This window comes from Neobacillus sp. B24 (assembly GCF_055381825.1).
In genome coordinates this window covers 2,544,292-2,565,552 of record NZ_AP035777.1, presented here as the reverse complement: position 1 = coordinate 2,565,552, position 21,261 = coordinate 2,544,292, and the positions used below count along the sequence as shown (strand labels likewise).

Annotated in this window: 20 protein-coding genes; 6 read left to right on the top strand and 14 right to left on the bottom strand. The window is 40.6% G+C overall.

What is annotated here, in order from left to right:
• Positions 1-4: 4 nt before the first annotated feature.
• From ACZ43M_RS12650 to ACZ43M_RS12630, 5 genes are all read right to left on the bottom strand, one after another.
• Positions 5-889 (bottom strand): VOC family protein, encoded by an 885-nt coding sequence (locus ACZ43M_RS12650; protein WP_464507760.1) that lies wholly within the window; start codon positions 887-889, stop codon positions 5-7.
• A 35-nt stretch (positions 890-924) separates the two neighbouring features.
• On the bottom strand, positions 925-2,493 hold the full coding sequence (gene mhpA / locus ACZ43M_RS12645; protein ID WP_464507759.1) for a bifunctional 3-(3-hydroxy-phenyl)propionate/3-hydroxycinnamic acid hydroxylase MhpA: 1,569 nt from the start codon (positions 2,491-2,493) through the stop codon (positions 925-927).
• 131 nt (positions 2,494-2,624) lie between these two features.
• Entirely contained in the window at positions 2,625-3,602 is a 978-nt protein-coding gene (locus ACZ43M_RS12640) for a fumarylacetoacetate hydrolase family protein (RefSeq protein WP_464507758.1), read from the bottom strand.
• A 16-nt stretch (positions 3,603-3,618) separates the two neighbouring features.
• On the bottom strand, positions 3,619-4,341 hold the full coding sequence (locus ACZ43M_RS12635; RefSeq protein ID WP_464507757.1) for a FadR/GntR family transcriptional regulator: 723 nt from the start codon (positions 4,339-4,341) through the stop codon (positions 3,619-3,621).
• Positions 4,342-4,604: 263 nt separating this feature from the next.
• Positions 4,605-5,102 carry a hypothetical protein gene (locus ACZ43M_RS12630; protein WP_464507756.1) on the bottom strand — a complete coding sequence of 166 codons (498 nt, stop codon included), beginning with the start codon at positions 5,100-5,102 and terminating at the stop codon, positions 4,605-4,607.
• A 117-nt stretch (positions 5,103-5,219) separates the two neighbouring features.
• Here ACZ43M_RS12630 and ACZ43M_RS12625 point away from each other — a divergent pair, with 117 nt between their 5' ends.
• On the top strand, positions 5,220-6,005 hold the full coding sequence (locus ACZ43M_RS12625) for a class I SAM-dependent methyltransferase (protein ID WP_464507755.1): 786 nt from the start codon (positions 5,220-5,222) through the stop codon (positions 6,003-6,005).
• Positions 6,006-6,242: 237 nt separating this feature from the next.
• On the opposite strand, the gene ACZ43M_RS12620 is transcribed toward ACZ43M_RS12625, so the two are convergent.
• The 5 genes from ACZ43M_RS12620 to ACZ43M_RS12600 form a co-directional block, all read right to left on the bottom strand.
• Positions 6,243-7,697, bottom strand: coding sequence for a glycoside hydrolase family 1 protein (locus ACZ43M_RS12620; RefSeq protein WP_464507754.1), 1,455 nt, complete (start codon positions 7,695-7,697; stop codon positions 6,243-6,245).
• A 783-nt stretch (positions 7,698-8,480) separates the two neighbouring features.
• Positions 8,481-8,951, bottom strand: a complete 471-nt coding sequence (gene yiaA / locus ACZ43M_RS12615; RefSeq protein WP_464507753.1) for an inner membrane protein YiaA — start codon at positions 8,949-8,951, stop codon at positions 8,481-8,483.
• Between the two features lie 393 nt (positions 8,952-9,344).
• Entirely contained in the window at positions 9,345-9,632 is a 288-nt protein-coding gene (locus tag ACZ43M_RS12610) for a hypothetical protein (RefSeq protein ID WP_464507752.1), read from the bottom strand.
• 209 nt (positions 9,633-9,841) lie between these two features.
• Complete coding sequence (locus ACZ43M_RS12605; protein WP_464507751.1) at positions 9,842-11,152, bottom strand: hemolysin family protein; 1,311 nt, start codon at positions 11,150-11,152, stop codon at positions 9,842-9,844.
• Positions 11,153-11,214: 62 nt separating this feature from the next.
• Positions 11,215-11,628 (bottom strand): MerR family transcriptional regulator, encoded by a 414-nt coding sequence (locus ACZ43M_RS12600; RefSeq protein WP_464507750.1) that lies wholly within the window; start codon positions 11,626-11,628, stop codon positions 11,215-11,217.
• A gap of 223 nt (positions 11,629-11,851) precedes the next feature.
• Between ACZ43M_RS12600 and ACZ43M_RS12595 the strand changes: the two genes are divergently transcribed.
• The 3 genes from ACZ43M_RS12595 to ACZ43M_RS12585 all read left to right on the top strand — a co-directional run bounded on the left by ACZ43M_RS12595 (position 11,852) and on the right by ACZ43M_RS12585 (position 14,619).
• Complete coding sequence (locus ACZ43M_RS12595; RefSeq protein ID WP_464508017.1) at positions 11,852-12,238, top strand: MarR family winged helix-turn-helix transcriptional regulator; 387 nt, start codon at positions 11,852-11,854, stop codon at positions 12,236-12,238.
• A 13-nt stretch (positions 12,239-12,251) separates the two neighbouring features.
• On the top strand, positions 12,252-13,460 hold the full coding sequence (locus ACZ43M_RS12590) for an MFS transporter (protein WP_464507749.1): 1,209 nt from the start codon (positions 12,252-12,254) through the stop codon (positions 13,458-13,460).
• 346 nt (positions 13,461-13,806) lie between these two features.
• Positions 13,807-14,619 (top strand): EcsC family protein, encoded by an 813-nt coding sequence (locus tag ACZ43M_RS12585; protein ID WP_464507748.1) that lies wholly within the window; start codon positions 13,807-13,809, stop codon positions 14,617-14,619.
• A 279-nt stretch (positions 14,620-14,898) separates the two neighbouring features.
• On the opposite strand, the gene pepF is transcribed toward ACZ43M_RS12585, so the two are convergent.
• The gene (gene pepF / locus ACZ43M_RS12580) at positions 14,899-16,689 is read right to left on the bottom strand and encodes an oligoendopeptidase F (RefSeq protein WP_464507747.1); all 1,791 of its coding nucleotides are present in this window, start codon (positions 16,687-16,689) and stop codon (positions 14,899-14,901) included.
• 107 nt (positions 16,690-16,796) lie between these two features.
• On the opposite strand from pepF, the gene ACZ43M_RS12575 reads away from it, so the two are divergent.
• Positions 16,797-17,708 (top strand): MBL fold metallo-hydrolase, encoded by a 912-nt coding sequence (locus ACZ43M_RS12575; RefSeq protein ID WP_464508015.1) that lies wholly within the window; start codon positions 16,797-16,799, stop codon positions 17,706-17,708.
• Between the two features lie 38 nt (positions 17,709-17,746).
• Here ACZ43M_RS12575 and ACZ43M_RS12570 read toward each other — a convergent pair whose 3' ends face one another.
• Positions 17,747-18,298: a DUF421 domain-containing protein gene (locus tag ACZ43M_RS12570; protein WP_464507746.1), complete on the bottom strand. Its 552-nt coding sequence runs from the start codon at positions 18,296-18,298 to the stop codon at positions 17,747-17,749.
• Between the two features lie 132 nt (positions 18,299-18,430).
• On the opposite strand from ACZ43M_RS12570, the gene ACZ43M_RS12565 reads away from it, so the two are divergent.
• The gene (locus tag ACZ43M_RS12565) at positions 18,431-19,237 is read left to right on the top strand and encodes a GDSL-type esterase/lipase family protein (RefSeq protein WP_464507745.1); all 807 of its coding nucleotides are present in this window, start codon (positions 18,431-18,433) and stop codon (positions 19,235-19,237) included.
• Positions 19,238-19,269: 32 nt separating this feature from the next.
• Here the strand turns inward: ACZ43M_RS12565 and ACZ43M_RS12560 are convergent, their stop codons facing one another.
• Positions 19,270-19,410 (bottom strand): hypothetical protein, encoded by a 141-nt coding sequence (locus tag ACZ43M_RS12560; RefSeq protein WP_464507744.1) that lies wholly within the window; start codon positions 19,408-19,410, stop codon positions 19,270-19,272.
• A 67-nt stretch (positions 19,411-19,477) separates the two neighbouring features.
• Positions 19,478-20,851 (bottom strand): MFS transporter, encoded by a 1,374-nt coding sequence (locus ACZ43M_RS12555; RefSeq protein WP_464507743.1) that lies wholly within the window; start codon positions 20,849-20,851, stop codon positions 19,478-19,480.
• Positions 20,852-21,261: the final 410 nt, after the last annotated feature.

The window sequence follows — 21,261 nt, the reverse complement described above, 5'->3', positions numbered from 1 at the left end:
CTCCTTACACTTTGGCCAAATCAAAATCAAATTGTGTTCCCCACGCACTTAGGGCTTCCCAAACTCTCGGTTTCAACGGAAGCACCTCATGCCATGGGCGGGGTTCGAAAATCCCAAGCTCAGGAACTAGGACATCCATATCAATATATAATTCCACTACATTTCCATCTGGATCATAATGATAGGTTGCGATATTATGGCCTGCCGTATGGCGGGAAGGCCCCCAAATGACTGACACCCCATTTTTGGCCAACACATCGGAGCTGGCATATTGATGGCTGGCATCCTTCAACTGGAACGCGATGTGGTGCAGCCTTGTCTCATCAGAGGCAACCACATTAATGACATGGTGGTCATTATTACAAGTAAGGAAGTTAGCAAATTCATGCCCAATTTGGTCGGTAAAATAGAAGCCTAATGCATCCCTATAGAATTCAATGGTATCCTTGAAATTCTTCGCTAGGAAGGCAATATGCCCCAATTTATGCGGTACAATGCCGGTAGTGCCGAAACCAACGGCTGTTTGCTCCATTTCTGTAAATAATTCGAGAACATTTCCTGCCGGATCTTGCAGTTCTAGCAATCTTGAGATTCCTGGTTTAGAATTTATTTTTAGACTAGAAGAAATTCCTTTGGAATCCAGCTGCTCCTGGACCTCCTCTAGTGTTAATTTGCCATCCAATTGGTATCCATAGCGGCGGACTGATTTTTCCTCAGCAGGCGTCACAACGATATTGTGATGGTCAAACCCGTTGCTGAGGTAGGTTACACCATCCTTTTCTTCGGTAATTCGGTAACCCATTGTGTTTGTATAATAGTCCACCATTTCCACAGGATTTTTCGCATATAAATCAACATACGCTACACGGAATACTTTTACGTTTGACATCTAACATTCCCCCTCATGGTATATAGAAAATTGATTTACCCTACAGTAATACTCTTCATATATTGACCCAATTGCTCCGTTAAGCTCTCAACAAGCGTTGGTAATTCTGCTAGGTTTGATACAGCTCCAAAGAGGTAATAATCCGGACGGGCGATTACGGCTTCTAACCCCGTTTCATTAAAATACTGCTGGTATTTTCCATCTACATCTATTACTTGATTGTCAGAGTTGGAATCTGAAAATTGGGAAATCTTTATGAACTTTGCACCGATGCTGTCGAGGAAAGCGATTTGTTCTTCAGTCAATACCTTTTTCGGATCCTCAACTGGGCTCATAATGATCCAGTCGTCCCCGACAATATCATCAAATAGTCCTGTTTTCCCTTGATAACTGACCCTGCTTTGAAACGATAGTTTTCCAGTATAACTGCCTTGGTGGGCTAGAAGGCCGTCAGTCAAATATGGGAATTCAGGAAATGGCGGCACTTGACCTGTAAAGAACATTTCATCACGCTGAGCGGCAGCTTCCGGATCCGTTACGCAAATGACTTTTCCCAAAAACAAGGCAGATTCGACCACCTCACGGTTATGTGGATTCCGTTCCTTCGTATACGTATCAAGGATGGTGTCATCTGTTTTTCCTGATAGGATTAAATCAAGCTTCCATGCTAAATTCTTGGAATCACGAATTCCTGCGCACATCCCTTGACCAGCGAATGGCGGTGTTAAATGGGCAGAGTCTCCAGCTAATATCAATCTTCCTTTACGCCATTCATCCACCGATAAAGCTTTAAAGGTATAGATGGCATGACGCTCCAAAATGGAGTTTTCTGGGTTAATGTCCCATGGCTTGAGTAATTCCCATACTACTTCTTCCTTATTCAGATCTTCCTTCGTTTCACCAGGCAGGGCCATGAACTCCCAGCGTCTCCGGCCAGGACCACCTGAAACTACCGTTGTTGGGCGTGCTGGGTCGCAGACTTGCAGATTCATCGGCTTCCATTCCCTTTTTGTTTGCGGAATGATATCCACTACCAGCCAATCCGCTACAAATCCAAGATCCGTGATACTATGTTCCATATTTTTCCGCACAAAACTGTTGGCTCCATCAGCTCCTACCACATATTTAGCTTGGATTTTGCTTATTTCACCCTGCAGATCCTTTACTTCGAGTACCACGTGATCATCAAATTCCGTCAATCCAATGGCCTCATTCCCAAAATTGACGCTTACCGTAGTCTGCTCCTGGCAGGCACGATCCAATACGTCTTCCAGTTCGGGTTGATTAAAGAACAAATGCCCTGGCCAACCTGAAACACCAAACATAGAAAAGTCTATTTCAAGCAGATTCTTTCTTTCAGCATTACACCAGGTATAGAGGTCTTCCGCAACATCAGTAATTCTTTCAATTTCGCTAGCGGGTATTACAGATTGTAAAATACGGGCGGTTTCGTCATCAAAATGGACAGCACGTGGAAGCGGATATGCTTTTGGGAACCTCTCGAAGACCCCAACCTTCCAGCCTTTTTGACCAAGCAAAGCTGCCAAAACCTTAGATACCGGACCATAACCAACAATCGCAACATCGAACTTTTCTGGTTTCATTCATCATACCCCTTCGTTATTTGGTTTGTAAGCGGATACATATTAAGCATTTTTGAAGAATACGAATGTGTTTATCTATGATGGGTAGATTTGAGGTGCCGGGATTTAAATCATTAAATCCCGGCTAAATGTTAGGAAATGGCGACTTTACTGGAAACGACCTTATTTACTTGCTCACCAAGGTCAATGGTTCCATCACTGCTTTTGATTTGGCAGCGAATGACATCGCCATCTTTTAAGTACTTGCCATTGTTGATTTGACTTTCAACAAGTAATTCCAGCTTTTTCTGGTAAGGAGTTCCCATCCCTGAGACTTGGCCGAGAACGTCCGGAGTAAGATTTAGCGCAACACCGCCTGTTGTACCAGTTACGATTAAATCGCCAGTTGATAAGTCCATAATCTGTGACAGCTCTGAAAGGGTTTCGGCAGGTTTGAACAGCAGTTGATTCGTATTGGCCGATTGACGCAATTCATCATTCACCCAGCACTTCAATTCAAGGTCATGGATAAGCGAAATTTCTTCTTTGTCCAACAGATATAAGAATGGTCCTGTTGGTCCAAATGTCCGGTAGCTTTTCCCCTTCAGCCACTGGCCTTCTGTCAGCTGAACATCCCGGGCAGAAACATCATTGAAAATCACAAGACCGGCAACATATTGGTGCAGATTTTCATCAGTTACTTCTAAGGATTGCTCGATATCTGCTCCAAGAACAAGTCCTAATTCAATTTCGTAGTCTAATAGCTGGACGTTAGACGGTCGAACAATCTCCGTATAGGCGCCACATAGCGAGCTATCTGCTTTGCCGAAAATCAAATTAAATGGAGGGCGCGCTGCCTCAAGCCCTGCTTCTGCCCGGTGAGAAGAATAATTGGCTCCTTGACAGACAATTCTTGCCGGTTTAGTGACTGGGCTTAGGATTGCCACTTCTTCGAGCGTGACTGTTTCACCCGATCCATTCTCTTTTACCTTTCTCGCTTCTTCAGCTCCATTTTTCAAGAAATCTGCCAAAGAGCTATAGGATTCCGTTAGTACTAGAATTTGATTACCCGAAACTACTCCCCATTGCTCTTTTTTCTCTTTTTCAAACCTGACAATCTGTAAACCCATTTGTACATTCCTCCCTCTATGATTGGTAACCATAAATTTTTTCTAATATGTTTTGGACACGCAAGATTAATTCTGTCATTTTCTGGTGTGCTAGTGTTTCATTGCGCGTCATGACAGCATCATATATGGAACGATGTCTTTCTAAAACCTCTTGTGTCGGGGTATCATAAGGCGATTCTTGCTCGTTTTTCGCTGCTTCCAATGTTTTTTCACGGCTAATGACCAACGCTTTTCGTAGTGTTTTAATGGTATTAATCATTAAATCGTTATGAGAAGCCTGTAAGATGCTTTCATGGAAATCATAATCAGCAATGGCCCACGCCTTTTCATCACCAAGTGACTGCTCAAGCCGTTTAAAGGCATCTGTTATTTTCAGATGATCTTCTTCTGTCGCCCTTTTTGCTGCTAGCGCTGCTGCAGTTGGTTCAAGTCCAAGTCTTATTTCCGTCAAGTGCAGCAAAAAGTCTGTATTGTTCTCATCTTCAAGTACCCATGTTAGTACATCCAAGTTCCACCATTGCCATTCAGATCGCGGCAGCACCACTGTCCCAGCCCTTTGATTAGACCGGACAAGCCCAAGTGTGGATAGTCCCCTGTAAGCCTCGCGAACTACCGTGCGGCTTACCTCATAGGTTTCACTTAAGTCCTCCACTTTTGGTAGAATTCCCCCCTGTGGAAACTCACCCGTTACAATCTTTCTACCTAGTTCATGGACGAGCTGATCACTTATATTTTTCATAAAACTATATCCTCCTGCAGTTACCGCATTCTAAACATACCAATAGAATACATGATTTTCAGTAGGATAGTAAGTTTAGAGGCAAATTTATTATTCAAGTAAACGTTTTCATTTATTGTGATTTTTTAAAGCATGGTGACCACCATCCTTTTTTAAAAATAAATATTATTTATCTGATTTTTATAATAAATATTATTTATTTTCTTGTCAATAATATTTCGAAAAATTTGAAATAAAAAATATCCTGCACTTTTGGTACAGGATTAATGTTGCTTTTTCATGTATTCGTGTATTATTTCCTGCAAAAATTCATTCAAACGCGATTTCTTTTGTGACTTCAGCCATTCGACCTGGTCAATAGGCAGCTTAAGCTTAAGTCGAATTTCTTCCTCCGGCATTTCTACCTTTCTTATGTCTTGTAGGGTGATGCCTTCTTCTATATTTGGAAACCAAGCATCGTTTTCGTTAACCACCTCAAGAAAGTTGTATTCTTGAAGGTCATCAATCTCAGCAAACAAACTGAGCTGTGGCAGTGATCCGGGAATAATTTTCACATGCATAATTGATTGGATGATCCTGTCATCTTGCAGTTCAATTTCAACAATAATATTCTCCAGATGATGAACCTTTTTTATCACGACCTCACTAACGATTAAGTCCAGTTGTAATGTAAGGTCCTCACCGGACTCAAATATATAGATTGCACTGTTAAATACATGGATTTGCTCACCATCGAATTTCACTGATTTCACTACAGCCATAACCGTTCCCCCATGTATGTAGAAAATACCTTAAACTATTAATTTATTTTATCACGAAAAAAGGTATCTTGGAGTTTAAAATAACTGGTCATAATGTGTGATAATAAGGTTATTGGAATGGGGGAGATTTCTTTGAAAAAACTTGAACAGGACAGCTGGAATGCCAATTTATACGATAGCAAACATTCATTCGTTTCGGGATTTGGAGAAAATTTAGTAGAATTATTGGCTCCCCAAAAAGGCGAGCGAATTCTTGACCTTGGATGTGGAACTGGAGATTTGGCCAAGTATTTGTTGTATTTTGGTGTAGACGTAATCGGTGTAGACAACTCTGAGAACATGATTGTACAGGCAAAGAGCAAATACCCCAATATTCATTTTACTGTGAAAGATGCGACGGATTTGGGTTATAGTGAGGAATTTGATGCTGTGTTCTCCAATGCTGTGCTGCATTGGGTGAAACCACCTGCTCAAGCATTAAATAGTATTTACAAAAGTTTAAAAGCTGGTGGAAGGTTTGTGGCCGAATTTGGCGGTAAAGGGAATGTACAAACCATAACAGATGAGATCATTAAGGAAATTGGGAATGCTGGAATCCCATTCCATATGGATTCTTTCCCCTGGTTCTATCCAAGCATTGCAGAGTACTCATCTTTAATGGAAAAAGCGGGATTCAGGGTAACCTTTGCTCAGCATTTTGACAGGCCGACAAAATTAGACGGTGATAATGGCTTGAGGAATTGGATTGACATGTTTGGAGTAAGTTTATTCAAAGGTATATCCACGGATAAACAAGATTGGATTATCTCAAAGGTTGTAAATAATTTAAAAGAAGATTTATATAAAGATGGTCATTGGGTTGCGGATTACAAAAGGATTCGGGTCATCGGGTTTAAAGAATAAAGATAATTAAAAATAATCTTTTGGGGGAGTTTATTTGTTTTTATTCAAAGTAGACGAAGAAATAGAGATAGATTGGGGTTTTTTAAAGAAGGAAATAAGCGAGAGAGTCAATGGCTATACGACCATTTTGAGGACATAGTTACCTTCAGCTTACTAGCAAAGGATATAGAGCGATAAAACTGTATCCACTAAAAAACCCAAATAACATGACATTATTTGGGTTCCTCATTGCATTAATTATAGTTCTTCGCCATTGGTTGCAATAACCTGTTTATACCAATCAAAGGATTTTTTCTTTTTTCTTTCCAGTGTACCGTTGCCGTAATCGTCCTGGTCTACGTAGATGAAACCGTAGCGTTTGGACATTTCTGATGTACCCGCACTGATTAAGTCGATGCAGCCCCAGCTAGTGTAGCCGATGAGGTCAACGCCATCCTTGATGGCTTCTCCCATTTGCTCGATATGTTCACGCATGTAATCGATTCGATAATCGTCAATGATAGAGCCGTCTTCCTCAACTTTATCATAAGCACCTAAGCCGTTTTCTACGATAAACAATGGCACTTGGTAGCGATCATACAATTTCTTTAAAGTGATACGCAGTCCCTTAGGATCAATCTGCCAGCCCCAGTCAGAAGCTTTTAAGTAAGGGTTTTTGATAACATTGAAGAAGTTGCCCTTTTCTTGTAGTTTATCCGGGTTTCCGCTTGACACCATGGACATATAGTAGCTAAATGATAAGTAATCTACTGGGTGCTGAAGTAAGATTTCCTCATCGCCAGGCAGCATTTCAATTTTTATATTATTTTCTTCAAAATAACGGTTCATGAAGCTTGGATAATAGCCGCGCACTTGCACGTCTGTGAAGAATAAATTCTTCTGGTCATCTTCTAATGCTTTCAACACATCATCTGGATTGCAAGTTTCCGGATAAGTTTCCATGCGTGCCAGCATACAGCCCATCATGGAACCTGGAATAATTTCGTGGCATAGTTTTGTTACTCGTGCGCTAGCGACAAATTGGTGGTGCAGCGCTTGATAAACCGCTTGCTCTTTGTTCTCGACGCGGTCAACAAGAATCCCGCTTCCGATATAAGGAGAGAACGTAGAAATGTTAATTTCATTGAAAGTCAACCAGTATTTTACCTTATCCTTATAACGCTTGAACACTGTTTCAGCATAATTGACAAAGAACTCAATCAGACGGCGGTCTGTCCAGCCGTTATATTTTTGAACAAGGTGAAGCGGCATCTCATAGTGAGATAACGTGACTAACGGTTCAATATCATATTTTAAAAGCTCGTCAAATACTCTATCGTAGAATGCTAAGCCTTCTTCATTTGGCTCTAGGTCATCACCATTTGGAAAAATCCGTGGCCAAGAGATGGACAAACGGAATGTTTTAAAGCCCATTTCAGCAAATAGTGCGATATCTTCTTTATAACGGTGGTAGAAGTCAATGCCGCGGCGTTTCGGGAAGTTGTCGTCTTTTTTCCCGGCTAATAATTCTTCCAATTCCTGCTCGCTATGAACATCCATGGAGTGATCCATTCCACGTTCTTCCTTAGGAACAAACGTAACCATATCAAAAATGGACAAGCCCTTGCCGCCTTCATTATAAGCACCTTCTAGCTGGTTCGCAGCAGTTGCACCGCCCCATAAAAATCCTTCTGGAAATACAGATTTTTTCATATGTATTACCTCCTTGTTGTAACCATCATAGGTTACATTCCATAAAAATTAATCCAATATAGACATAATAATTTCTTTTTGTGAAATAGTAAACAAGAATGGTCAATCTAGTAAAAAGTGACTACAGAAGGTATTTGTTACAATAGTGAAACACAGTGTTTTCTTTAGTGTTATTTATTTAAAAAGATAGTACCGATACCAATCAGAAAGAGCCCAATAATGGAATAGATCGAGATCTTCTGATGGAGAACCAAAATAGATAGTAATGTTACTAGAACGGCATACACTCTAGTCTGAATACCGCCAAGCATAACCGTATTCCCAAATATTTTGCTTCCTTGAATGAATCCCCAGGACAAAATAATGTTCCCTATAAAGGAAAGAGGTACAAAGTATAGATTAAATTTAATAGGAAAATGCAATCTAAAATGTAATACTTTTTGCACAATAAAAGGTAGGATCATTTGTAAGGCTAAAATGAGAATTCAATAGGCGGAGAAATTCCTGCTAATGATATAGGGGAAGCCTAAAACAGCGATTATAGGCGGAGAATTTCCGTTTAACTACTCAAAATATGACAAATTTTAAAGATTTGGTTACTATAAGCGGAAAACCTCCCCTTAATTTCAAGGAAATATGGGTATTTCCCAATTTAACCGGAATTCATCCGTTTATTTTTCATGACCCTGTGTATACCAAAGAGATAAAAAAAACAACCATTACGGTTGTTCTTTTGTATTGTTATATAGTTCAAAGCTGGGGTGGAAATATTCACAATTAACCCTATTCTTTCTCCCGAGCCCGTTGGGTGTCTCTAATATTCTTCTGTACAGTGACGGCAGCAAATATACTAAGAACGAATGCCATACCGTAAAATCCTTTTTCACTTAACACAATGCTTCCGGCATTATATAAACCGATGCCCATTAATGATACAGATACAATAAGTGCTAACCAACTAATTCCATAATAGATATTAGTGACTGGAATACCCTCATCTTTATCCCTTACTGCTTTCTGTAAAGATACGGATGCATAGAGTCCGAATACTAATACTGCGAAATAATACCCTTTTTCATTTAACTGCATATCTGCATTAAACAAACCAATGAGATAGGCCACAACACCAACTAACAACGCACCCCAAGATGCTCCTTTGAAAGCTGCAGTCGGTTCCCCTTCTTTCCGTTCAACCCTAATTTTTGGTTCGGTTTGTTTTCCTTTTTCTAATAAAACATCATTTTCATTAGACATTAAATGTTACCCCCATCTCTTTATCTTTTAAGTTGTCATCCGTTGTATCCTTTTAAGTAATCCAACCTTAGTTTATTATATTAGAATTTTCTTGAAAAAGATAAACAAATTTACATTAAATTCTAATTGTCCTTTTCTATCGCATATCCCACGATTTGGACTGCTTCATCTTCAACAATCCACACATTATGTTGAAGGTCAAAGCTTCCCACATATCCAGTAATTCCCCCAAGTCAAAGTCCGGTGCCCCAAAATCTTCAATGTCGCATGCAATGACTAGATCACACTGCCTTTGCATCCTCAAGCTTTGGAGGACGAATACTTACCGGCATCAAAGTCTCCCCTTTACATAGTCCCGATAAATTTGTTCTTCAGCCTCGCTCATCCTGCCACTTATGGCAAAATGAACCTTTCGATCCAATTGATTCTTTGCTTCCATGAAAGCAGGAAACGGGCAAGTGATATACTCAATATTTTTAAGATTATTAAGAACAGAATAATCGCCATTCTCAGGTGCATCTCTTTTTCACCATTATGTATGGAGTACAGAGCCTTGAGGGTATCTGGTATTGGATATCCTGTCTCCTCATCTAGTCTTTTTGTGTTTGAGGTTCCATCATCCAGAAATTGACAGAGAGTGGGAATATAGTTTTCTAGTTGTTTGAAAAATTGGTAACTCATCTATTTATCACCTTTATAATTATCTTTTTGTTTTAAATATACCATACAGATATTTCCTTAATAGATAATTTTTTCTTTACATACATAGAAATTTTGTTTGATAAAGGTATTCTTTTTTAAAGTGCCCTCTTCAAACAAAGCCCACGGTAAAAATAAAAGGGACCCCCATAGCGGTGCTTGACACCACAAAAGGAATCCCTCATCTATTCTTATGCAGGCGTGGCCTGCTTCATAATCTTTGCAATTTCTAATGAAATGATATGGTAGCCGTCGACTTCGAGAATCGTGAATTCGTAGTCGCCGTAACAAATTTTGTCACCGCTGACGACGTCCATTTTTTGTGACAGAATCCAGCCGCCAATTGTGTCCATTTCCGAATCATCGAGGTCCAAACCGAATAAATCATTGATTTCTTCAATTAACACTTTACCATCGACAATCGTTTTATTTTCGCTAATTTTATTTATTTCAGGCACTTCATCGGCGTCGAATTCATCACGAATGTCACCGACAATCTCTTCGAGGATGTCCTCAACGGTAACAAGACCGGCAGTTCCACCGTATTCATCCATTAAGATGGCCATATGAATCCGTTCCTTCTGCATTTTCACCAGCAAATCGTGAATCGCAATTGATTCAAACACTTGAATCACCGGACGGACATATTCCTCTATGGTTTTATCGAGATTCTTGCCGGCCACATAATCGGTTAAGACCTCTTTCATGTTGACCATACCGATAATGTTGTCTTTTTCCCCATCAATAACTGGGTATCTCGTATATTTTTCAGACTTCAGAATACCAAGGCATTCTGCCAACGTCTCGGACTTATCAAATGCAACAATCTCCGTACGCGGCACCATAATTTCCTTGGCGACACGGTCGTCAAATTCAAAAATATTGTTCACATATTTGTATTCTGATTGATTAATTTCCCCGCTCTTGTAGCTTTCTGAAATGATTAATTGCAGCTCTTCTTCAGAGTGGGCTGTTTCATGTTCGGACGCAGGTTTTAAGCCAAATATCCCGACAATAAAGCGGGCTGATCCGTTTAAAGCTTTGATAAATGGATACATGACTTTATAGAAAATAATCATCGGTCTGGCAAAAAGTAGTGTCACCGTTTCTGCCTTTTGAATGGCAAAAGTCTTAGGTGCCAATTCACCAACTACAACGTGGATGAAGGTGACTAACGAGAATGCAATAATAAATGATGCAATGCTCGCAACTGACTCTGGTAAATTTATATAAGTCAATAGCGGATGCAGCATATGATCCACTGTTGGTTCACCCAACCAACCTAATCCTAACGCTGTCACGGTAATCCCGAGCTGACAGGCCGACAAGTATTCATCTAGGTTGGTAACTATTTTTTTTGCAGCAATGGCGCTTTTGTTTCCTTCGCCGACAAGCTGATCAATACGGGTACTGCGGATTTTTACAATAGCAAACTCATATGCTACGAAAAAAGCTGTAAAAGCAATCAGTATTGCAATTACAAGTAAATTAATGGCTATCATGTCTCCTAACTTAACAATTGTTAAGCCAGGTTACACCTCCTGTTTGTTAGAAAAATAGTAATCTAGTTCAATAATAATAGTAAAGTTTGTGCTAACGTGATTCCCTGTGGTGAAAGTTTGCTGACTACCATTTCCTTCTCATTGGAATTTAATTTTTCCAAAAACGGTTCCATCAGTTTAATTTCTTCTTTTAAATGCGCCATAATGGCGGCAATCTGATCGACGTGCTTTTCTACTTTTTCTTTATCGATTTCATCATTTGCCTTCATCAATTCAATAGCACCTTTGATTTCTTCAAGCGGCATATTCAAATTTTTATAGTGTTCCACCAATTCCAAAATCTGAATACACTCATCGCTATATAATCGATAATTGGAGTCCGCTCTCACAGGGTTCAGTAAGCCTATTTGGGTATAGTAATCTATCGTCCGTTTTGATAGATTCGTAGTTTTAGCTAACTCGCCAATTCGATACAACTTCCCAACTTACCCACCCCTTTCTAATATAAATACTATATCACAATACAAACTATACAGTCAACGTGCCGGTTTTTTAAAAAAATTTGCCGTAAATATGGACATTTTGTGAACACCTCTGATATAGTATATTAGTTACCTTCGCTAACTGTTACTTTGGGTAACTATTTTTTTGGCAGAGGTGATTACCATTAAATCTTCGCAGAAATTCTTTCATCATTTTATGATGCTTTATCGTCCTTTTGAAAATAAGCTGAATGTGCTGCTTTATGAACATGGGTTACAGAGGGCACAGTGGACGATTTTGTACTATCTGTATCATTATGGTGCCGCCACACTAGTGGAACTTGCCCATTATCAAGGGGTTGAAAAGCCCACTGTGACCAGAACGATGAATCGCTTGGAGGAATTGGCCTATGTTGAGCAGGTTCCCAGCAAAGATAAACGCGAGAAAAAGATGCATTTGACACAACTTGGCAAAAAGGTTTATTGCGAAATTCGTGTGCCAATTGATCAATTTGAAGAGGAAATTTTATCAGGGGTCTCGGAAAAAGAGCAGCTAGAAGCAATCCGTATCATGGGAGAAATACGGAACAACATTGTAAAATAAGGGGATGAACAGGTTGGATCAAACAAGACCTAAACTTTGGACGAAGGATTTTATTATTGTGTCCTCCGTCAATTTTTTCTTAACGCTGATTTTCTATTTATTAATGGTAACCATTGCCGTTTATGCAGTAAATGAATATCATGCTTCAACGAGCCAGGCTGGGCTGGTTACCGGGATTTTCATTATCGGGACATTGATTGGCCGGCTTTATATCGGCAGTAAAATTGAGGTGTTCGGTCTTAAACGGACATTAATTATTGGATTAGTTTTATTTACTATTACCACACTTTTATATTTTGTTCACCTTGGTATCACTTTCTTGCTTATTAACCGCTTCATCCATGGGGTTACTCTTGGGGTAGCTAGTACCGCTGCAGGTACGATCGTTGCCCAAGTCATTCCAACACGAAGAAGAGGTGAAGGCATCGGCTATTACAGTATGAGTGCAACGCTTGCCACCGCCATCGGTCCGTTTATCGGATTATTTATGAGTCAGCATACGACTTTCCAAGTTATTTTTAGCTTTTGTTTTGTATTATGTGTGATTTGTTTATTGATTACTTTAGTTGTAAAAGTGCCGGAGTTAACTGGTGCTGTTAAGGCTTCCGAAACCAATGGCTTTAAGCTTTCGAACTACGTCGAACCAAAGGCGCTGCCGATTGCTTTTGTTCTTCTGCTTGTGTCTTTTTGTTATTCTAGCGTGCTTTCGTTTATCAATTTTTATGCAATCGAAATTGATCAGGTTGATGCCGCTAGCTTCTTCTTTGTCGTATATGCCATAGCCGTATTGGTTTCACGTCCGGTAACCGGCAAACTAATGGATTTGAAAGGCGCTAATATCATCATGTATCCGGCGTTTATGATTTTGGGAGCCGGGATGTTACTGCTTAGCACCGCACATTCTGCTTGGGCCTTATTGCTTGCTGGTGCGTTAATTGGTCTTGGCTTCGGAAATATGCAATCTGTATCACAAGCGGTTGCTGTAAAGCTGACTGAGCCACACCGCATGGGTCTGGCGACTTCGACCTATTACATCTTTTTGGATGGCGGCCTTGGATTTGGCCCGTACTTACTCGGGTTCCTCATTCCGGTGACAGGTTACAGCAACTTGTATTTCATCATGGGGATTATCGCTGTTTCTGTGATTGTGCTGTATTTTTTCCTTCATGGAAAAAAAGAACGCAAGGAAGTTGCACAGTTTCATACATCGGCTTCCGTTTAATGTGGAGTTCCATTAAAAATGACTATCAGAAAATTGATAGTCATTTTTTTTACGGTTTTCAGAAGGATTTCATTCTTCCTGGTTATGATGTAACCATCAAATAATAAAGGTAGAATTAAAATGGAAAGAATGAAATTTGTTTTTTCAATTATGGGTGTACCATTTGATGCGATGTTAATACTTGTTTTGCTAGGGAGCTTTTTTCATTAAAACCCTGCTGCGTGACCGTGGGATTCTGTTTTCATCTTGTTCGGTCACGTAGAGGCATATTTCATCTTTCATATTTTTCCCCACAAAGTTGAAACTAGTTTTAACTATGTTCGTATATACAAGTGGACAAAGAAAGATGGAGTTGAATGAATTGGAATCTGCAGAAATTTTAAAAGAAGAATTACATAAGATTGAAGCCTGGGAAAAGGATCAAAAAGGCTTATGGTTTTGGGAAAAAATCGGCCGGCTGCCGTTTATGCTCTTGGATAAATTAACACCCAAGTTTATTCAGGAGAAAATGGGTGTCGCCATCGACGAGTTGGGCAGTTACATCCAGACTGGCGGGCAATACTTAATCAGTGAAGAAAGTATTTATAAAAAGTTCGACTTACAGAATTCAACCCTGGAGGACCTTCGGCATGTCCCATTAAGCAAAATGGATGAAGTGGCACAACAACTGAAGACCTCACGTGCGAATTTGGCTGCCGTTCAGGGCGCAACCACCGGAATTGGGGGAATCTTCACGCTTGCTATTGATATCCCGCTCATATTAGGGATATCACTGAAAGCATTACAAGAAATTGCTCTTTGCTACGGCTATGACCCGAAGGATAAGGCGGAGCGTATTTTTATTGTAAAATGCCTGCAATTTGCCTCCTCCGACATCGTTGGAAAAAAGGCGATTCTAGAAGAACTGTCGGCCTATGACCAAGGTGCAGAAAAAAAGCGCGTGATTTCACAATTGCAAGGCTGGCGTGAGGTTGTAATGACCTACCGGGATAATTTCGGCTGGAAAAAGCTGTTGCAGATGGTTCCGATTGCCGGCATGATCTTTGGAGCTTTCGTCAATCGTTCTTCGATTGGCGATGTAGCCGAGGCCGGGATCATGTTGTATCGGAAAAGAAGAATATTGGAACGGCTTGAGGAACAGCGTGCAGCCTCTATATAGTGAAAATTCCCGAGGATTTTACGAGTCCTCGGGAATTTTTTATCTATTTTTTCAATAGCAATACAAGGTAATAAATTGAAAAATGTCTTTGATTTGGATTTTTCTGGAATATAAAAGACAAAACTATCTTCGTAACGAAGGATATTGTCTTTGATCCAGCCTCTTAAAGACAAAACTCTTTAGATATCAGGGTATATTGTCTTTGATTTGGATTTTTCTGGAATATCAAAGACGAAATTCCCCTTATAAAGGGGGAAATTGTCTTTAATATAGACTCTTCTATAAAGCCGCAAATTCCTCAATCAGCTCCCCGAACCGCTTCAACGCATTGTCAATTGGCTCTGGCGTAGTCAAATCCACACCTGTTTTCTTTAGCAGTTCAAGCGGGTAGTCCAAGCTCCCGCTTTTCAAAAACTCTAGATAAGCCCCAAGTGCTTCTTCATCGCCGGTCAATAGCTTTTCTGCGATATGTATCGCAGAGGCAAAGCCGGTTGCGTATTTGTAGACATAAAACGGACGGTAAAAATGCGGGATTCTTGCCCAGCCGTATTTAACCTCGTCATCAAACACGATCTCGTCGCCGTTGTACTGGCGGAATAGGGATTCATACGTTTTGCTGAACACATCTGCATTGAGTGGCTGGCCGCTTTCCGCCAGTTCGTGGGTAGTTTTTTCAAATTCAGCAAACATGACTTGGGTGAAGAACGTGCCCCTAAACTGGTCGATAAAATGGTTTAATAAATATTTACGAATACCAGGATCGGTTTCTTTTTTCAATAAATAGTTAATTAGCAACACTTCATTGACGGTTGAGGCTACTTCAGCGACGAAAATGCTGTAGCCTGCGGAAATCCTTGGCTGATGTGAGCTTGAGTAATATGAATGCATCGCATGACCGAATTCGTGAATCATCGTAAACATGCTGTCCAAATCGTCATGCTGATTCAACAGGACAAACGGGTGAACACCGTAAACACCGAGATTATAGGCACCGGAGCGCTTACCTGGTGTTTCGCGGACATCGATATAACGCAGGTCCTTGAACGATTTCAACGTAGTCAAATAATCCTCACCAAGCGGAGCCAATGCCTCAAGGATCGTTTCATAGGCATCATCATAGGAGATTTCCATTTTTACTCCGTCCACTAATGGCGCATTCAGGTCATATTGACGCAGCTCGTCGACCCCCAGCTTTTCCTTTCGGATCACAGCATAGCGGTGCATCGGACCGATATTCGCTTTTGTTGCCTCGATCAGGTTTTCATAGACTTCTTTTGGAACCATATCCCCGAACAAGCCCTTTTCCAATGCGGACGGATAGTTTCGCAGTCTAGATAGCGTAACGTTTGTCTTGACACTGGCTGCCAATGTAGAGGCAATCGAATTTTTCAATTGTACATATGGCTGATAGTATGCTTTGTAAGCTTCCCTCCGCTTATCCCGATCCTCATCCTCAATCAACTTGGAGTACATGCCGCGGGTCAATTCGACCTTCTCGCCATTTTCCACGGTTACTTCGCCAAACTTAATATCGGCGTTATTCAACATACTATAGGTGTTACTTGGAGCCGAGAGTGCCTCCCCCAAATTGGACAAGATCTCTTCTTTTTCCTTACTTAATACATGCTGCTTGTAACGGAAAGACTCGAATAAATCTTTTTCAAAATAGTCGAGACGCGGTTCCTCGCGAATGTATTCTTTTAATGTGCTTTCATCCAGGCTTAAAAGAAATGGCATGAAAAACGATGTGGCCGCATTCAGTTTCACAGCCAACTGCTTGGCACGGTCAACCAGCGATTGCGCTTCTGTATCACGTGTGTCCACGTCCGTTTGCAGCATTCCATATACATAAACCAGGTTAAATTTGCTGGAAACCTCTTCTTTTTCCGATAAAAATTGATACAGAGACGCCCCATTTTGAATGGTGCCGTCATATTGATTTAATTTTTCCGTCATCGATTGAATGAACACATAATCCTCTTCCCATTTTTCGATAGAAGGATAGATATCCGCGAAATTCCATTTTTCCTGTTGAGGTACTTCTGCTCTAGATTTGTATGTAACTGTCAACTCGTAGCCCCCTTTTTCCTATTGTTACTTAATTTTACCATTTCACTAGGTTCCCTTACCAAAATATTGCTGTTATAATTTTTTCAAAAAGATAATCAGGTGAAATGATGCGGGTACGATATTCAAATTTAGATAATGTGTCAAATACAAAATCATTTAAAGATATGCTGAAGTGGAACAAGGAAAGACGGAGTAAGGTGAAGGATTTATCGATTCAGATTCCGCAATCACCAGTAAAGCAGGGTGAGGAAATCCGGGAAAACCGGACTTTAACCTCGTATACCTGGATTGGTCATTCCACGTTTCTCATTCAATTAAACGGGTTAAATATTCTAACAGACCCGGTTTGGGCTCAGCGTATGGGTTTTCAAAAACGGCTGACGGAACCAGGTTTGGCCTTAGGCGATTTGCCCGAAATTAATGCCGTAGTCATTTCTCATGGCCATTATGACCATTTGGACTTCCCTACTTTGAAAAAATTAAAAGGAAATCCTCAATTTTTTGTTCCTGTTGGCATGAAGTCGCTTTTTGTTAGAAAAGGTTATAAAAAGGTCATTGAAATGAATTGGTGGGATGAGGTTGAATATGAAGGAATACTAGTCCACTTTGTCCCGGCACAGCATTGGACGCGCCGGAGTATGACCGATACCAATACTTCACACTGGGGTGGGTTTGTTTTTGAAAGCCCAGATGAAACGATGTATTTCGTCGGAGACACCGGGTATTTCTCCGGGTTTAAGGAAATTGGCCAGAGGTTTAACATTGATACAGTGTTTATGCCAATTGGAGCTTATGAACCAGAATGGTTTATGAGAGTTTCCCATATTAATCCAGAAGATAGTATTAAAGCTTTTCTAGAACTGGAGGCAAAGGTGTTCGTACCCATGCATTACGGGGCCTATCGATTGGCGGATGATACTGGCCCCGAAGCATTGGACCGGCTCTATCGCGAGTGGGAGAAATTAAACCTGCCAGCCCAACAACTGAAGGTCCTTAAGATTGGAGAAACGGTTATTTGAAAAATAGCTATGTCCTCGATACTTTTTCGGGCACATAGCTATTTATTATTCCTGACAACCTGATCAAAAATATTTTCCCCTTTTGATTGCGTACTCCCCGAAGACTCCTGTTGATTCAATAGTTGGACTAGCTGCTCTTGGGTGACAGGTTTCGCCTGAGGCATTAATTCGTAACCGAGTTCGCCATCCGATTCAATGGTTCCTATTTTCACATCAGAAACGTAAGATATCCCTTTCTGCCGCAATCTCATTTCCAGCTGTCCTTCCGTCAATCGCAATTTCTTCAAGTTTTCCATAATTATTTTTCCATCATTAATTACCAAAGTTGCTTCACCAATCATGTATCGTTCGAATTTACTCGATTTCATCTGGATTTTTTGAAAAACAATTAAGAAAATCCCGAAAAAAATTAAAAGGAGGATCACCTGCCAAAATTTATTCTCCTTGATTGCATGCCCCATTGTTGTGCCGATTGCCAATACAATAACCGTCTCCAAATTTGTCATCTGAGCAATCGATTTTTTCCCAGTAAATCTTAATAACACTACACTTGTAATTAATAGGAGAAACCCTTCAACAATAAAATTCAAAGTCACCACGCCAGACCTATTTTTGCTTATTTTAAGCTTTTATTATCGAGATTAAACGCACCAATTGGAAACTACTTCTCATTACCTCTTTTATTTATCCCTGCTATAATAGGAGAATTAAGAGGTGATACTATGAAAATATTAAAATATCTGATATTGTTTCTGTTACTCATCGGCCTCGGAGTTGCATCTTGGGTTTATTATCCACAATATCAAATTCATAAGATGAAAAAGCAAACTGTCAGTTCGGAATCTGCAAAGGTCTCCTATATAGATTATTTTGGTCATTCAAAGTCTGCTGTAATCCATCATTTGGCGCTAGGTGATTCGGTGATCCACGGATACGGTGCGGAACAAAATAAGGATTTGATCTCCCAATTTTCTGCTAAATTAGGCAAGCAAATCAACAAACAGATTCAATCTCAAAACGAGGGGATCAACGGAATTACTAGCAGTGAATTAAACAACCTGGTTCAGTCTGGTCAGTTTGATGAGGAAATCAACCAGGCGGACATTATTACCATTAACGTGGGCGGAAATGATATTCTCGATGGTGCCGCCGGCCAAGATCTCACCACCGTTTTTCAAACGTTTAGTCAATTGCAGGACAATTTTTCGAAAAACTTATCAGAAATGACAGCGAAGATAAAAATGGTCAATCCTGACGCCACGATTGTATTTCTTGAACAATACAATCCACTGGCACCGAATGACAACCTTTACTCTCTTGCCGATCAATTGCTGCCAAAATGGAATCTAAAGATCTATGAAGCTGCCAATGGAGTGAGTTCATCGGTGGTTGTCGAGACAACCAAGGTGATTAACGGGGAAAATCTTGATAATCTCTCTGCTGATGGAGTCCACCCGAATACTAAAGGCTATACTGCTATTTCTGAACAAATGATTTATCAACTCAAACATCAATATCGAACCACATAAAAAACGAAGAGGACTGCTCCCCTTCGTTTTTTCTATTGCCCATCTGCTCCGTTTGGCGTAACCCGGCGTGTATGGTCATCTTCAAAATTGTTTGCCCGGGCCTGTTTCACTTTGTCATCCAGTAATTTTTTTTGGTCTACTTCCGGCGAGGGTGTAAACTTTTTCTTGGACACTGCAAAAGCCTCCTTAGTTGAATTTACCCTTTTATTTTGCTTACTTTTTACAAATAAATTCTGAATCCTATTTTGTTTTCCGCCTTTGCAGTTCCTTCACTATCGCTGGATATTCTTTATCAATTTTAAACATTAACATGAGGATGATCTGTATAACAGCTAACGCGAGCGGGATTTGAATGTTTACCGCTTTTATCATGGAAATAGCTAAATCAGGCTGTTCTGCTGCTCCACCCACGTATCCGCCGATGCCGAGCAGCCAGCCTACCAAGGCCAGACCAAGCCCGGTGCCAAATTTCATCCCAAAACTTGCTGCACTGTTCACTAGTCCTTCTGTGCGCAGCCCTGTTTTATACTCCCCGTATTCAACTGTGTCGTTGACCATGGCAATGATGAGACCGAGCGTCGGCATTACCCCGAATCCGGCAATGGCGCTACCCACTAAGAATACCGGCAAATTACTCGGGTCAACCCATTTAATAATTTGGCCAATAATCGCTATAAATGCCCCGATAATGGCAACATTTCGTTTTCCATATCGGGCCACCAACGGACCAATGAAAAATAATCCTAAAATCATCGGTGCTGTCAAAGTTAGACCAATAATCGGAAACTTGTTGATGTCACCAATCACCCATTGGGCATAATAGAGTCCGGCCCCTTGCACAAGGCATATTGTTGTGTAGAAGGTGACGCAAAAAATCGTGATAATAATCCAATATTTATTTTTCAATAAGGCTTTGAAGCCGGTGGAAAATGGAATCTTTTCTGATCCTTCCGAGGTTGTTCCTACTCTTTCTTTCACGGAACGGAAGGTGATATAAAGAGTGACAACGGATAGAATTCCATAAAAAGAAGCGAGTCCTGTCCACCCGATTAATTTTGACATCGGCTGTGTGAAGGTCATGACGATGAGGGTTCCAATCATTGTGAAAATCGTGGAATAGATGTTAGATAATGAGCGGCTATGCTGGTGCTGCGTCATCACGCCTAATAACGTTTTGTATGGGATAGACACGGCCGTATACAGGAGAATAAACAGCATGTAGGTGATATAGGCATATACGATTTTTCCAGTCAATCCAAGGTCGGGAACGGAAAATAAAGCCACAATGGTAATCCCGAGCGGTACGGACATCCAAAGCAGCCAAGGCCTCGCCTTTCCATGCCTCGATTTCGTGCCGTCAACAATGGACCCCATCCAGACATCCGTGATTCCATCAAACAGGCGGGCAACCATCATCATCGTTCCGACCAATCCGCCTGCGAGTCCTACGACATCTGTGTAATAAAAGGTTAAAAATGAACTGATTAGCGTCGTGACGGAAAATATCCCAAAGCTGCCAATTCCGTACGACCACATTTCTCTTTTGCCCGGCTTCTCCAAGTCCAAAGGCTGATTTTGACCAACCCACGGTCCTTCAATAACTGTTTGACTCATATTGTTTCCTCCACTTCCGCTTGATTGCGAATGTATGCGCTTACATCATATGAGACAAACTCGGTATTTAGACTATGGTGATAGGAAAAAACTCTGCTATTTATAGGTGACGGCAGCTATAACCACGGGATAAATTACCGCTACTTGCAGATTAAATTGTGATAATTTGTAAGGCTAGACTAGTATGTGAATTAATAGGCGGAGAATTTCCTGCTAATGTAGGTAGGGGATACCTAAGAAGCGGATATAAGGGGAGAAATTCCGTCTAACTGCTCTAAAAAAGGCAAAATTCGAAGATTTTGATAATATAAACGGAAAAACTTCCCCTATTTTTAAGGAAATATGGGTATTTCCCAATTTAGCCGGAATTCTTCCGTTTATTTTTCAGAGGCTCCATGGGGACGGTTCTA